This window comes from Micromonospora sp. CA-111912 (assembly GCF_050948415.1).
GTDB lineage: Bacteria > Actinomycetota > Actinomycetes > Mycobacteriales > Micromonosporaceae > Micromonospora.
On the sequence record NZ_CP192007.1, the window covers coordinates 3,022,300 to 3,036,340 of the forward strand.

General features: G+C 72.8%; 14 protein-coding genes. 12 read left to right on the top strand and 2 right to left on the bottom strand.

Annotated features, from left to right (window positions below; all coding sequences use genetic code 11):
• The first annotated feature begins 41 nt into the window (after nt 1-41).
• Genes ACQPZO_RS12575 through ACQPZO_RS12610 form a run of 8 tightly spaced genes read left to right on the top strand, consistent with a single transcriptional unit; the run spans nt 42 to nt 7,230 of the window.
• Entirely contained in the window at nt 42-623 is a 582-nt protein-coding gene (locus ACQPZO_RS12575) for a glucose-6-phosphate isomerase family protein (RefSeq protein WP_433349924.1), read from the top strand.
• Nucleotides 610-1,302, top strand: a complete 693-nt coding sequence (gene deoC, locus ACQPZO_RS12580; protein WP_433349926.1) for a deoxyribose-phosphate aldolase — start codon at nt 610-612, stop codon at nt 1,300-1,302. The genes ACQPZO_RS12575 and deoC overlap by 14 nt, the downstream gene beginning before the upstream one ends.
• Nucleotides 1,299-2,237 carry a hypothetical protein gene (locus ACQPZO_RS12585; protein ID WP_433349928.1) on the top strand — a complete coding sequence of 313 codons (939 nt, stop codon included), beginning with the start codon at nt 1,299-1,301 and terminating at the stop codon, nt 2,235-2,237. Before deoC ends, ACQPZO_RS12585 begins: the two co-directional genes overlap by 4 nt.
• Nucleotides 2,234-3,040 (top strand): MBL fold metallo-hydrolase, encoded by an 807-nt coding sequence (locus ACQPZO_RS12590; protein ID WP_433349930.1) that lies wholly within the window; start codon nt 2,234-2,236, stop codon nt 3,038-3,040. Before ACQPZO_RS12585 ends, ACQPZO_RS12590 begins: the two co-directional genes overlap by 4 nt.
• On the top strand, nt 3,037-3,924 hold the full coding sequence (locus tag ACQPZO_RS12595; RefSeq protein ID WP_433349932.1) for a MurR/RpiR family transcriptional regulator: 888 nt from the start codon (nt 3,037-3,039) through the stop codon (nt 3,922-3,924). The genes ACQPZO_RS12590 and ACQPZO_RS12595 overlap by 4 nt, the downstream gene beginning before the upstream one ends.
• The gene (locus tag ACQPZO_RS12600; RefSeq protein WP_433349934.1) at nt 3,921-5,435 is read left to right on the top strand and encodes a xylulokinase; all 1,515 of its coding nucleotides are present in this window, start codon (nt 3,921-3,923) and stop codon (nt 5,433-5,435) included. The genes ACQPZO_RS12595 and ACQPZO_RS12600 overlap by 4 nt, the downstream gene beginning before the upstream one ends.
• A gap of 11 nt (nt 5,436-5,446) precedes the next feature.
• On the top strand, nt 5,447-6,301 hold the full coding sequence (locus ACQPZO_RS12605; RefSeq protein WP_433349936.1) for a class II fructose-bisphosphate aldolase: 855 nt from the start codon (nt 5,447-5,449) through the stop codon (nt 6,299-6,301).
• Complete coding sequence (locus tag ACQPZO_RS12610) at nt 6,298-7,230, top strand: NAD(P)-dependent oxidoreductase (protein ID WP_433349937.1); 933 nt, start codon at nt 6,298-6,300, stop codon at nt 7,228-7,230. The genes ACQPZO_RS12605 and ACQPZO_RS12610 overlap by 4 nt, the downstream gene beginning before the upstream one ends.
• A 21-nt stretch (nt 7,231-7,251) precedes the next feature.
• Here the strand turns inward: ACQPZO_RS12610 and ACQPZO_RS12615 are convergent, their stop codons facing one another.
• A complete protein-coding gene (locus ACQPZO_RS12615; RefSeq protein WP_433350958.1) occupies nt 7,252-7,971 on the bottom strand; it encodes an RNA polymerase sigma factor SigF in 720 nt (239 codons plus the stop codon).
• Between the two features lie 438 nt (nt 7,972-8,409).
• Here ACQPZO_RS12615 and ACQPZO_RS12620 point away from each other — a divergent pair, with 438 nt between their 5' ends.
• Both ACQPZO_RS12620 and ACQPZO_RS12625 read left to right on the top strand, forming a co-directional pair.
• Nucleotides 8,410-8,898 (top strand): hypothetical protein, encoded by a 489-nt coding sequence (locus ACQPZO_RS12620; RefSeq protein ID WP_433349939.1) that lies wholly within the window; start codon nt 8,410-8,412, stop codon nt 8,896-8,898.
• Nucleotides 8,899-9,051: 153 nt separating this feature from the next.
• Nucleotides 9,052-10,401, top strand: coding sequence for an FAD-dependent oxidoreductase (locus ACQPZO_RS12625; protein WP_433349940.1), 1,350 nt, complete (start codon nt 9,052-9,054; stop codon nt 10,399-10,401).
• A 127-nt stretch (nt 10,402-10,528) separates the two neighbouring features.
• Here ACQPZO_RS12625 and ACQPZO_RS12630 read toward each other — a convergent pair whose 3' ends face one another.
• Nucleotides 10,529-11,740, bottom strand: coding sequence for an MFS transporter (locus tag ACQPZO_RS12630; RefSeq protein WP_433349942.1), 1,212 nt, complete (start codon nt 11,738-11,740; stop codon nt 10,529-10,531).
• 582 nt (nt 11,741-12,322) lie between these two features.
• Between ACQPZO_RS12630 and ACQPZO_RS12635 the strand changes: the two genes are divergently transcribed.
• Nucleotides 12,323-13,078, top strand: a complete 756-nt coding sequence (locus tag ACQPZO_RS12635; protein WP_433349944.1) for a LuxR C-terminal-related transcriptional regulator — start codon at nt 12,323-12,325, stop codon at nt 13,076-13,078.
• A 5-nt stretch (nt 13,079-13,083) separates the two neighbouring features.
• Nucleotides 13,084-13,923: an aminoglycoside phosphotransferase family protein gene (locus tag ACQPZO_RS12640; RefSeq protein ID WP_433349946.1), complete on the top strand. Its 840-nt coding sequence runs from the start codon at nt 13,084-13,086 to the stop codon at nt 13,921-13,923.
• Nucleotides 13,924-14,041 lie beyond the last annotated feature (118 nt).

Sequence of the window (14,041 nt, forward strand, 5' to 3'; positions counted from 1 at the left end):
GCGTGCCGTACAGATCCGCCGCCCGGAGCAGGAGGAGCACGGTGACCGCACCGCAACAGGGACCGGGCCTGGTCATCACCCCGAGGGGGATGGTCGGACGCACCGGTCGCTACGAGAAGAAACTGGCCGACCTCGGCGGGCTCTTCGCCGACGAGGCGGCGTTCACCGCGCGCCTGGCAACCGAGGCAGACCGGGTCATCTACCACGTCGACGAGTTCCGCCCGTCGACCGAGGCGGGCGACCTGATCACCGGGATCTCCACCCTGTCGCCCGGTCGGGTCGGCGCCGAGTTCCACATGACCCGGGGCCACATCCACGCCCAACAGGACCGCACCGAGATCTACCACTGCCTGTCCGGCCACGGACTGATGCTGATGGAGACCCTCGACGGCCGCACCGTCGTGACCGAGCTGCGCCCCGGCGTCGTCGCGTACGTGCCGCCGGTGCACATCCACCGCAGCGTCAACCTGGGCGACACCGACCTGGTGACGCTCTTCTGCTACCCGGCCGACGCCGGCCAGGACTACGGCATCATCGCCCGCTCCGGCGGCATGCGGCACCGGGCCGTCGCCGACGGAGACGGATGGCGCCTCGAGGAGAACCGCTCCTATGCCGCCCGTTGAGATCACCGGCCACGCGCTGGCCCGCATGGTCGACATCAGCGCCGTGCAGGCCCAGCACGGCCGCGTGGACGTCGAGGAACTCGCCGGTCACGCCCTCGCCGGAGACTTCGTCGCCGCTCACGTGCTGCCCTCCTGGCTGCCCGTGCTGCGCCCGCTGCTCGACGGATCGAACACCAACGCAGGCTCCCCGGTCGGCTTCCCGTCCGGCGGCACGGCCACCCCGGTCAAGGTGACCGAGGCGTGTTGGCTCCTCGACGCGGGAGTGCAGGAGATGGACGTCGTGATGAACGTCGGGCTGGTCCGCTCCGGCGAACTGGCCGAGGCCACCCGCGACGTCGCCGCCGTGCTGGAGGCCGTCGACGGACGGGTACCCGTCAAGGTCATCCTCGAGGTCGGCCTGCTCGACGAGAGCCAGCTGCGCGACGCCGCACGGGCCGCGGTCGACGCCGGGGCCGCATCGCTGAAGACCGGTACCGGCTGGCAGCCCCGGCCGACCACGGCCGAGCACGTCCGCGTGATCCGCGAGATCGCCGGGGCGGGCCGGGAGATCAAGGCGTCCGGCGGCATCCGCTCGTTGGCCCAGCTCCACACCCTGCTCGACGCCGGGGCGACCCGGTTCGGCATCAACACCGCGTACGCCGTGCGGCTGGTCGCGCAGGCCGAAGAGGTGACGCCGTGACCCCCGACGACCTGCGGCCGGCCACCCGGCCCACCATGTACTTCATCGGCGTCAGCACCGCCTCGTCGGCGATCCACCGCGTCTTCGCGGCGTGGCGTCCCCTCCTCGATCTGGACGGGGTCGACCTCGTCGGCATCGACGTGCCGGTCGGCGCGGAGCCCGCGGTCTACCGACGGGTCGTCGAGCACCTGCGCGACGACGAGCTCTCACGCGGTGCCCTGGTGACCACTCACAAGCTCGACCTCTACGCGTCCAGCCACGACCTGCTGCGACAGGTCAACGAGGACGCCGCGCGGCTGCGCGAGACCAGCGCGCTGGTCGCCCGGGACGGCTGGATCGACGGACTGGCCCTGGACACCGTCACGAGCCAGATGGCCCTGCGGTCCATCGTCGCCGACATGGCGGGCCGGGACGTGCTGGTCATGGGGGCCGGCGGAGCCGCCCTCGCCCTCTGCGACCACTTCGCCCACCGGGCCGGCGACGAGGCACCCGGGCAGGTCGTCGTCACCGACGTCACCGACCAGCGACTCGCCGCGCTCACCGCCGACGTCGCCACCGGCGACCCGGCGATCACCTGGCGGACCCACCGCCTCGACCGCGGCGAGGTGCACGACGAGCTGCTGGCGGGCCTGGCCCCGGGCGCGCTCGTGGTCAACGCCACCGGCATGGGCAAGGACCGGCCCGGCTCACCGCTCAGCGACGACGCCACCTTCCCGCACGGCGGGTACGCCTGGGAGTTCAACTACCGCGGGGAGCTCGGCTTCCTGCGCCAGGCGCGGGCCCGGGCCGAGGCCGACGCGCTCACCGTCACCGACGGCTGGCGGTACTTCGTCCACGGCTGGACCAGGGCGATCGACGCCGTGTTCGACCTCGGGATCCCCACCAGCGGCCCGGACTTCGAGCGGCTGTACGACGCGGCCCAGGAGGTGCGATGACGGTACGCGCACGGTGGCTCGGACAGGCCGGCTTCTGGCTCACCACCGCCGGCCCCGACGGCGACGCGCACCTGCTCGTCGACCCGTACCTGTCGGACTCCCTGGCCGGCAAGTACGCCGGCACGACGTTCCCGCACGTCCGGATGCTCCCGCCGCCGGTGACCGCGACCGGCCTGCCGCCGCTGCGCGCGGTGCTCTGCTCGCACGCGCACACCGACCACATGGACCCGGACACCCTCGAACCGCTGATGGCCGCCCAGCCGGAACTCCGGCTGGCCTGCCCCCGCGCGGTCCTCGGCGAGGCGCTGCGCCGCTCCCGCGCCCCCCGGTCCCGGCTGGACGCCCTCGCCGACGGCGACCGGGCCGACTACGGACCATTCACGGTCACGGCGCTGCCCGCCGCCCACGAGGAGCGCCTCCTGGACAGTCACGGCGACGACCACTTCCTCGGCTACGTTGTCGAGGCCGCAGGCACCCGGATCTACCACTCCGGCGACTGCACACCGTGGGACGGGCAGGTCGAACGGCTCGACGAGCTGGACATCGACGTGGCGCTGCTACCGGTCAACGGACGCGACGCGCACCGGCTCGCCCACGGCGTACCCGGCAACTTCGACTTCGCCGAGGCCGTCGAGCTCTGCGCGGCTGCCGGCATCCCCATCCTGGTGCCACATCATTGGGGAATGTTTGACTTCAACACCGTCGATCCGGCCACCTTCGACCTCGACGCCGCCGCGCGCCGCGGCGTCACGGTGCGCGTACCCCACCACGGCGACACCCTCGACCTGGGGGCTGCCCGATGAACGCCGGGACCGTGCTGGAGCGCATCAACAAGGGCCTGGAGACACTGCGTCGTTCCGAGCGTAAGGTCGCCGACGTCGTCCTCGCCGACCCCCACGGGGTCGTCCGGATGACGCTGGCCGAACTCGCCGAGACGGTCGGGGTCAGCCAGCCGACCATCGTCCGGTTCGCCAACGCGATCGGCTGCGACGGGTTCCACGACTTCCGCATCCAGCTCGCGCAGAGCGTCGCGCTCGGCATCCCCGCGACGCAGTCGGTGATCGAGGCCGAGGACGGCACGGCCACCCTGGTCAGCAAGATCTTCGACTTCTCGATCACCTCGCTCGACCACGTACGACGCCACCTGGACCCCCAGGCCCTCGACCGGGCGGTGGGAGCCATCACCGCCGCCAGCCGGGTCATCTTCATCGGGCTCGGCGCCTCGGGCATCGTGGCCATGGACGCGGAGCAGAAGTTCCCGCTGCTCGGGGTGCCGTGCTCGGCGCCGATCGACACGCACCAGCAGTTCCTCGCCGCGTCCACCAGCACCCCGTCGACGGTCCTGGTGGCCATCTCGAACACCGGTCGCACCGCCTCGATCCTGGACACCGTACGCGTCGCCCGGGACCGGGGGGCGACCGTCGTCGGCATCACCGGCGGCCCGTCGCCGCTGACCGAGCTGAGCGACATCGCGCTGATCGTCGAGTCCCTCGACAACACCGACGTCTACACGCCGACGATCTCGCGGCTGGCCCAGCTCGTCGTCATCGACACCATCGCCACCATGACCCTGCTGCGTCGGGGAGAGTCGGCGCTCGGCGACGTCCGCGAGATGAAGACCCGACTGGCGCAGATGCGTACCGGGATGCCGTACCAGGGTGGCGCGGACCGGCGGGAGAAGACATGAGCGACGTCGCGCTCGCCTTCGACCTGGGCACCGGCGGCTGCAAGGCGGCCCTCGTCGACCTGGCCGCACAGGTCGTCGGCACCGCGTTCGCCCCGTACCCCACGGCCTATCCGGCACCGGGACGGCACGAACAGCGCCCGACGCACTGGTGGGCGGCGGTCGTCGGCTCGTCGCGGGAGCTGCTGGCCGCCGACGCCGGCCGGCACCGCGTCGTCGCGGTGGGGCTGTCCGGCCACAGCCTGGCGATGGTGCCGGTCGATGCGGACGGCGCGCCCCTGCTGGACTCGGTGCCGATCTGGTCCGACACCCGCGGGGAGGACGCGGCGGCGGCGTACTTCGCCGACGCCGACGAGACCGACTGGTACGCGCGCACCGGCAACGGGTTCCCGCGCGGCATGTACACGGTGTTCAAGGCCGCGTGGCTGCGCTCCGCGCACCCGGACGTCGCCGCCCGCACGACGCGGATCCTCGGCAGCAAGGACTGGGTCAACGCCCGGCTCACCGGTGCCCAGCGCACCGACCCGAGCTACGCCTCGGGCAGCGGCGCCTACGACCTCGGTACCCGCCGGATGCTGCCCGACGTGCTGGCCGCCCTCGGGCTGCCGGCCGACTGGTGGCCGCCCATCGTGCCGTCCACCGAGGTCGTCGGCCGGCTCACCGCGGCCGCCGCGGCGGCGACCGGCCTCCCGGTCGGGATCCCCGTCGTGGCCGGCGGGGTCGACAACTCGTGCATGGCGCTCGGGGCGGGCCTCGACCACGCCGGTGAGGCGTACGTGTCGCTGGGATCCTCCAACTGGGTCACGGTGGCCGCGGCCGACCCGGTGCTCGACCCGGTCGGCCGGCCGTTCGTGTTCGACCACGTCCTGCCGGGCCTGTACATCTCGGCCCTGTCGACCTTCGGCGGCGGCAGCAGCCTGAGCTGGCTGGCCGCCGTGCTCAACCGGGACGACGACCTCGACGCCCTGCTCGACGAGGCCGCCGCCGTGCCGGTCGGCGCGGACGGGCTGACCTGCGTGCCGACCCTCGCCGGCGGCACCGTCGCCGAGGGCGGCGTGGGCGTGCGCGGCGCGTACCTGGGGCTGGACCTCGGGCACACGCACGGCCACCTGGCCCGCGCCCTGGTCGAGGGCATCGGCTTCAGCCTGGCCGACGCCGCGCGCCCGATGCTCGCCGCCGTACCCGCCGCCCCGGAGATCACCGCGACCGGCGGCGGCGCCCGTGGCCGGCTGATGCTCCAGGTCCTCGCCGACCTCGTCGGCCGGCCGATCAGCCGCCCGGACGCCGCGCAGCACGGCGCCGCGCTCGGCGCCGCGACCCTCGCGCTGCTCGGCACGGGCGCCTGGACGGACACCGCGATCCTGCGGGCGGCCCGGCGCGCGGCGCTGCGCGTCGAACCGCGACCGGACCTCGCCGCCTACGCGCTGCCCCGCGCCCGGTTCGACGCCGCCCGCGCGGCGACCCGCGCCCACGCCGCCGCAGCGGCGACCGACCACCACCGCACCACGACATAGGAGAAGCCGTCATGCCCCTCGCCGACCCACGCCCCCTCCTCGCCGCCGCCCGCAAGGCGCGGCACGGCGTCGGGGCGTTCAACGCCACCCTGTTGGAGCACGCCGAGGCGCTGGTCACCGGCGCCGAGGCGGCCCGCGCGCCGCTGGTGTTGCAGATCAGCGAGAACGCGGTCCGCTACCACGGCGGCCTGCGCCCCCTCGCGCTGGCCGCGCGGGCGCTCGCCGAGGCGGCGACCGTCCCCGTCGTGCTGCACCTCGACCACGCCGAGGACGTCGACCTCGTCCACCAGGCGGTGGATCTCGGCTTCACCTCCGTCATGTTCGACGGCTCCCGGCTGCCCGACGACGAGAACCGGGCCACCACCCGCCGGATCGTCGCGCACTGCCACGCCCGCGACGTCGCGGTCGAGGCGGAACTCGGCGAGGTCGGCGGCAAGGACGGCGTGCACGCCCCGGGGGTACGGACCGACCCGGGCCAGGCCCGCAGGTTCTGCGAGGAGACCGGCGTCGACTCGCTCGCCGTCGCGGTCGGCACCTCCCACGCGATGGCGTCCCGCGACGCGGTGGTCGACCTGGAACTGGTCGCCGCGATCTCCGAGCTGGTGCCGGTGCCCCTGGTGCTGCACGGTTCCTCCGGCGTCGACGACGCGACGCTGCGGGCCGTGGTCACCCGGGGGATGACGAAGGTCAACATCGCCACCCATCTCAACAAGGTCTTCACCCGGGTGGTGCGCGAGCGGCTCGACGCGGACCCCAAGCTGCTGGACGCGCGCAAGTACGTCGCGCCGGCCCGCGACGCCATGGCTGCCGAGGTCGAACGCCTGATCACGCTGCTCGGCCCGCAGACACCGCAGGTGCTGTCATGACCGCGCCCCGGATCCTCGTCACCCCCCGGTCGATGTCGGCACCGGGCTCGGCCGCCGTCGACCGGCTCCGGGCCGCCGGCTTCACCGTCGTCGCACCCGCCCCGGGGCGGCAGCCCACCGGCGCGGATCTCGCCGCCGCGCTGCCCGGCGTCGTCGGCTGGATCGCCGGCGTCGAGACGATCGACGCGGGCGTCCTGGCCCACGCCGACGCCCTGCGGGTGATCAGCCGCAACGGCGCCGGCCGCGACGCCATCGACGGTACGGCCGCCGACGCGGCCGGCGTCCAGGTGCTCACCGCCCGGGGCGCCAACGCCCAGGGCGTCGCCGAACTCGCCCTGGCGCTCGCCCTGATGGGCCTGCGCGGCCTGCCCGAGGCCAGCGCCGCCCTGCGCGCCGGCCACTGGCGGCGCGGCACCGGGCGGGAGGCCGCCGGGCGTACCCTCGGCGTGGTCGGTCTCGGCGCGATCGGGCGCCGCCTCGCCCACCTGGCGGGCGGCCTCGGCATGCGGGTCGTGGCGCACGATCCTTTCGTCACCGACGGCGGCGACGTGGCGCTGCTGCCGCTGGAGGCCCTGCTGCGCACCAGTGAGGTCGTGTCGCTGCACGTCCCGCCGTCACCGGCCGGGCCGCTGCTCGGGTCCGCCGAACTCGCCCTGCTCCGCGACGACGCCGTCCTGCTCAACACCGCACGGTCGACCCTGGTCGACGAGGCGGCCCTGCTGGCGGAGCTGGAGTCCGGCCGGATCGCGCTGTACTCGGTCGACGCCTTCGACCGCGAACCGCCGGAGCCGTCGGCCCTGCTCGCCCATCCCCGGGTGGTGCCGACCCCACACCTCGGCGCCTCGACGACCGAGAGCGTCCGCCGGGCGTCGGACGCCGCGGTGGACAACCTGCTCGCCGCCCTCGGCGTCGAGGGCGGGGGCCGCTGAACCGCCGCACGGACCGGAGGTTCAGGCGTAGTCCTCGCAGAGTTGGCCGCGCAGCTTGGCGAGCGCTCGGGTGATGAGCCGGGAGACGTGCATCTGGGAGACGCCGATCCGGCCGGCGATCTGGGCCTGGGTCAGGTTGCCGTGGAAACGCATGCTCAGGATCGTGCGTTCGCGTTCCGGCAGCGTGGCGAGGGCCGGGCCGAGGGCGACGCGGATCTCGGCCAGGTCGAGGCCGTGGTCGTTGACGCCCAGGGTGTCGCCGAGTTCCATGCTGCCGTCGGCTCCGATCGGGGTGGACAGCGAGGTGGCCCGGTAGGCCCGGGCCCCTTCCAGCCCTTCCAGGACCGCCTCCTCGGTCAGGTCGAGGTAGGTCGCGATGTCGGCCACGGTCGGCGAGCGCCCCAACGTCTGGGTGAGGGTGCTGTTCGCCTCGCTGATCGTCAGGCGTAGTTCCTGCAGGCGGCGGGGCACCCGCACGGCCCAGGTGCGGTCACGGAAGTACCGCTTGATCTCGCCGATGATGGTGGGGATGGCGTATCCGGTGAAGTCGACGCCCCGGGTGGGGTCGAAGTTGTCGACGGCCTTGATGAGCCCGACCGCGGCGGTCTGGGCCAGGTCCTCGTCGTGTGCGCCGCGTCCGGCGTAGCGGCGTGCCAGGTGGCGGGCGAGTGGCAACCACGCCTCGATGGCGCGTTCCCGCAGTGCCGGTCGGCGGGGGTCGTCGGCCGGGGTGGCGGCCATCGCGGCCAGGAGGTCGTCGGCGCTGTCGGCGTTCTGCGCGCTGCTTCGTCCGCCGAGGCGGGTGCTGGTCGCCGTTTTGAGGGTGGTGGCCATGGGGTGGTCCTTCCGCACGTGCCCGTGGATCGGATCGACCGGAAGATCTCCGAACCGGCTGTCGCCGGAGCACACGTACGGGCGGGTGCGCTGTCGCAAGGCCACGATCACGGGCCTCGCCACCGCGTCATGTCGTCCAGATGATGCCGCGAACACTACCCGAAGGATCGGCAAATTACTAGCCGAACGGACGATGCGGAAAGGTGCGTCCTTCCCCTTGTCCTGTGCCGGATCCCGGGGCGAGAGAGTTGGCGGGGCCTGCGCCGGCTCGGCCTCCGCTCGGTGCCCGCCTCGTGACCACCGGCGGTCCCGCCGGGGTGTGCGGGGCCGTGCCAGGATGTGGCGGTGTCGTACCCTCCTCAACCGTCGTACCCACCCATGCCCGGCGCCGTCACGCCGCTGATGGCCTACCCCCACCCGATTTCGCCGCCCCCGGGCCACGCGGTGCTGGCCGTCTCGGTCAACCGCGGGCCGTACATTGTGCCCGCACCGACCACCAGCAAGTTCAAAGTCGACCGCCAGGCGGTGCCGATCCCCGGCGAGGGCACCTGGTACGTGGCCGTCCCGGCGGGGCCGCACGACGTCCGCTACACCGACTTCATGGGCATCCCCGTCATGACCACCGCGCTCGTCGCCCACCCCGGGGCCCTGCACGCCCTGTCGTTCCGCTTCGGCGGTTGGCGCAACCGCGTCCACGACGGGCACGGCACCGACGTGACGAAGTTCGGCATGTGGTCGAACTACAGCATCCTGCTCGTCACGCTGGTCGTGTTCGGGCTGCTCTGCTGCGGTGGTGCCGCGCTCGTCGCCACGCTCTCCTCCACCTCGCCCTGACCCCCTCGCCCTGACCACCTCGGTTGCCGGCCACTGAGGACAGCTTTCGTCCGACCCGGGCGACGTCCTCAGTGGCCGGCCCGGATCGGCCGTCGTGCCGGTTGCGCAATCTCGAAGAGGACCGGCACGCCTCGGTCGCCTACCGTCTCGACCATGGTCCGCGCAGGCAACGCCGTGGTACTGGGTGCCGGTATGGGCGGGCTGATCGCCGCCCGGGTGCTCAGCGACGCGTACGACACCGTCACGATCGTCGACCGCGACATCCTGCCCGAGGCGGCGGCGCCGCGGCGCGGGGTGCCCCAGTCGCGTCAGCTGCACGTTCTGCTGGCCCGCGGGCGGCAGGCGCTCGACGAGCTGTTCGACGGTCTCAGCGACGAGCTGCACGGGGCCGGCGCACCCCTCGTCGACCTCAACGGGCAGGTGCACTGGTGCAACGACGGCTACCCGATGCGCCGATCCCCGTCCCAGCTCATCGGTGTGGGGGTCAGCCGCCCCCTGCTGGAGCGCACGGTGCGGGCCCGGGTGGAGAAGCTGGGAAACGTCCGTTTCCAGCCGCCCGCGGAGGCGACCAATCTGCTGAGCACCGACGACCGTCGCCGGATCACCGGTGTCCTGGTGACGCCGCGCGACGGGGCGGCATACCGGCTCGACGCCGATCTGGTGGTCGACGCCTGCGGCCGGGCGTCGCGTACCCCGGGGTGGCTGACCGCGCTCGGCCACCCGGCCCCGGCCGAACAGCGGGTCGCGGTCGACGTCACCTATGTCACCCGCAACTACGAGCGCGACCCCCGCCACCTCGACGGCCTCCTCGGCGCGCTGACCAACGCCGTTCCGGGTCGTCCGCGCACCGGCATCGTCGCCGCCCAGGAGGATGGCCGCTTCGGGGTGGCCCTCGCCGGGGTGCTCGGCGAGCAGCCGCCGCTGGACGACGAGGGCTACGCGCGGTTCGCCGAGTCGCTGGGTCTGCCGCTGATCAGCCGGTTGGTGCGGGAGGCCACCCCCGTCGGCGAACCGGCCCTGATGCGGTACCCGGCGAGCGTCCGGCGGCGCTACGAGCGGCTGCGCCGATTTCCGCTCGGCTACCTGGTGTTCGGGGACGCCCTGTGCAGCTTCAACCCCGTCTACGGTCAGGGCATGACGGTCGCGGCCACCGAGGGCCTGCTGCTGCGGACGCTGCTGGCGGGCGATCGGGACCGGCTGTGGCGGCGGTTCTTCCGCGGGGCTGGCAAGCTGATCGACGGACCGTGGTCCATCGCGGTCGGCACGGATCTGCGTTTCCCCGAGGTGGACGGGCGTCGGTCGGTGCGGGTGCGGCTCGTCAACGCGTACGTGCACCGGCTCCATGCCGCCGCCCGCACCGACGCGGTGCTCGGCACCGCCTTCCTGCGGGTCCTCAACCTTGTCGACCCGCCGCACCGGCTGCTGCGTCCGGCGATCGTGCGTCGGGTGCTGCGGGGCGGGGCTTCGCGGGGTGCCCGCCCCGGAGCCGCCCCGGGGACCTGATCCCGGCCGCGACCGCCGCCCCGGCCCATGGGCGGGTGACCGTGCCGCCCCCGGGGCGGCGTCCGGCGACGTCCGTAGGGTGCCCGGCCCGTCGGCCGGGATGACCCCGGCCGGCGGTGTGGGGGCCCTACGGGCTGGTCGCGGAGGCCGCCGCCCGGACGAGCGTGACCTCGCCCCGGCGCGCGACCGGGACGATCAGCGCCGACGCGGCCAGCGCGGCCACCGCGATGCCGAGCCAGCCCCAGAAGCCGAAGGCGATGACCAGGCCGGACAGCACGGCCGGGCCGATGATGTTCTGCGTGATCACGTGCAGGTCGAACGCGCCGAGGTACTCGCCCTGGGCGTGCTCCGGGGCGAGGCCGAAGGCGAGGCCCCACCCCGAGGCGGCCTGCATCACCTCGGCCACCGACAGGATCAGCACCGCGGCGACGATCGCGACGGACACCAGCACGACGTCGTCGTTGAGGGCGGTCACGGCTATGACGGCGCAGCCGCCGGCCAGCCAGTAGCCGGAGCGCCGGGCGAGCCTGCCGGCACCGTCCACGGTGTCCGCGCCACGGCTGGCCCGCACCTGGAACAGGATGACGAACACCGTGTTGAAGATGAGCAGCAGTGGGATCAGGAAGTGCGGCAGCGAGGTGCGGTTGAGCGCCCACAGCGGCATCGTGACCAGGATGACGGTGACGTGGGAGGCGAGCACCGTCGAGACGCCGACGACGGAGAGGAAGCGCGGGTCGCGTACGGCGGCGAAGCGCTTGAAGCCCACCGGAACGGGACGCGACGGCGTGTCGGGCAGACGGGTGACCAGCAGCGCGGCGCTGGCCATCAGCGCGGCGGTGGTGAGCGGGATCAGCACGAGCAGCCGCTGGCTGAGCGCGGCGACGGCAGCCACGCCGATGCCGATGCTGAAGCCGATGTTGAACACCGACCGCATCATGGCCTTGAGCTTGACCCGTTCCTCGGCGGGCACGAGGTTGCCGACGAGAGCCCCGTTGGTCGGGCCGGTGCCGTACTCGATGAAGCCGACGGCGACCACCAGGGCGAAGAAGTGGGTCGCGTTGTCCACCAGGGCGTAGAGCCCGAATCCCACCGCCAGCGCGGCGAACAGCATGACGAGCAGCCGGCGCGCGCCCACCCGGTCGGCGATCACGCCGAACAGGACCGATGAGATGAAGGCGGACATGCCCGCCGCGGACAGGCCCAGGCCGACCTGCTTGGGGTCGAGTCCGACGCGGAGCGTGAAGTAGACGACGCTGCCGCTGAGAAAAACTCCCTTGCCGATCGATTCGGCCAGCCGGATCGCGATCAGTTTCCTGCGTAGCGGATCGGTCGGTACCAAACGGGTTCCGGAATCAATCAATCGCGAAAAGGGCATATTCGCACATCCTGGTGTGGGGGAGCGGTCGGCGTCAATCATCGCGGTGGCGACGCCGGGCGGGACAGGGCGTTCGGTGGGCCGGAGGGTGGGACGAATTCCTGGGTCGACCGGGACGGTTGCCCGTGGACGCCCGGAGCGCGGTGGGCTAGTCGTGCGGCCCGACCAGGGCGGGCGTCCCGGGTCGGGCGAGGCGTTGAGCAGGCGGTCCGCGGGTTTCGCCCCGGCCGTCCGGTCCGATGTGGGTCGCATCGTCGTCGAGAAGCTCCCTTCGATCGTTCATATTGCTTTGATCACTGCAATTGCGTCAGAAGATAGACATGGATACCGTACGGCTAAGTACGCATGTTCTTCTGTTGGTGGTCATCAGATGTTCACGCCGATGCGGAGTCGGCGATTCCGCGACGCCTCCATCTAAGGGAGGCGTCGCGGGCCAGTTAGGACGGGTGAGGTGTTGTGATGGTCAGCGTGGGCTCGACCACCGAACTGGCTCTTACGATGAGGCGGGAGCCAGGTGGTGTCGGGTGCGAGGCAGGATCGCGTGTCGTGACAGTGGTGCTGGCCGACGCCCAGCCGGTGGTGCGCAAGGGCCTGCGTGCCCTGCTGTCCTCCTCGGCCGAGGTCACCGTGGTCGCCGAGGTGGGTACCGCGCGGGAGGCGATGAAAGGGGCGGCGTCGCTGCGCCCCGACGTGCTCGTGCTCGACATCGAGCTGCCGGACTTCCAGGCGGGGGTGACGCTGCAGGAGATCGCCCGGATCTCGCCCTCGACCGCGGTGCTGGTCTTCACCGCGGTCGAGGACGAGGGGTCGGTCTTCGCGGCCATGCGGGCCGGCGCGCGGGGCTACGTGCTCAAGAGCTGCCCGGGCGACGGCATCGTGCGGACGATCCGGGGCATCGCGACGGGCGAGGTGATCCTTGGACCCAGGGTGGCCGATCAACTCATCGCGAAGCTCGGCCGGGAGCCCCGCAACCAGCAGCTCTTCCCGGAGCTGACGGCGCGCGAGCGGCAGGTGCTGGAGCTGATCGCATCGGGCATGCGCAACGGGGCGATCGCCACGCAGCTGCACCTGTCGCCCAAGACGGTCAGCAACCACATCTCGACCATCTTCAACAAGCTGAACGTGTCGGACCGGTACGAGGCGATCGAGGTCGCCCGAAAGGCCAGGCTGGAGCGCCCCGCGCCGAGTCCCGACCGGGTGTCCGGGGGCAGCGTCCCGCTGGCCCACAGGTGGGGCGCCACACCCTTGCCGAAGGTGGGCGACTCCGCCGCGTACGCCGACGCGCGATCGACGAAGAGGTGAGTGGAATGGTCCTTGATCTGGAAGCGATCACGAATCGGCTGGAGCCGAGGTTCGGCAAGGCGGCGCACCGCTGGGTCGGTACGTTGACCCAGCGGCTGGACGAACTCGTCGAGCAGTGGGGGCTCGACCTCGGCGACCAGCTCAAGTCCGGCAACTCCTCGGTGGTGTTCCGGTGCCGGGGCCCGCAGGGCGACGCGGTGCTGAAGCTGTCACCCGACAGCTACGCCGTGCGGGAGGAGGTCGACATGCTGCGCCAGTTCGCGGCCAGCGGGCGGGTGCCGGCGGTGCTGGCGGTGGCCAAGGGCGCGGTGCTGCTTGAATCGATCCACCCGGGCACGTTGGTGGAGAAGATGCCGCAGCCGCCCTCGCCGGCGGAGTACGCGGCGTTCCTCAACGACCTGCACGGCGTCGGGGACCCGGCGGCCGCGCCGCGCCGGCTGGAGGACTGGATCGACGTGCTGTTCAACTCTGCGGTGCGACGCGGCGCCGACCTCGCCGGGTCGAAGCGGCTGCGCGACGACCTGTTCGCGGCACCCACCGACACCGTGCTGCTGCACGGCGACCTGCACCTGGGCAACGTGCTCAGCGGCGGTGTGAAGGGCCTGGTGGCCATCGACCCGATGGCCTGCGCCGGTGACCCCTGCTTCGACGCGGTCGACTACGTGCTGGAGGGCCTGGACCGTGCGGAGATGGTGCGCCGGCGTGACGAGTTGGCAGCGGCGGCCGGCATCGACGTGGAGCGGCTCGACATGTGGTGCCGGGTGACCGCCCCGATCGGGGCGACGTACGTCAGCAACCCGGGGCACTCCGCGGAGCTGGCCGCCTTCGGCCGCGGCGAGTACTAGCGACGTTCCACGGCGCGCGCGCATCCCGACCGGCCCCCGGTCCGACGGTTGACCCCGTCGGGCCGGGGGCCGGGCCGCGTCCGGCGGCGGCATCAGAAGTGCCGGGAACGCGACCCGG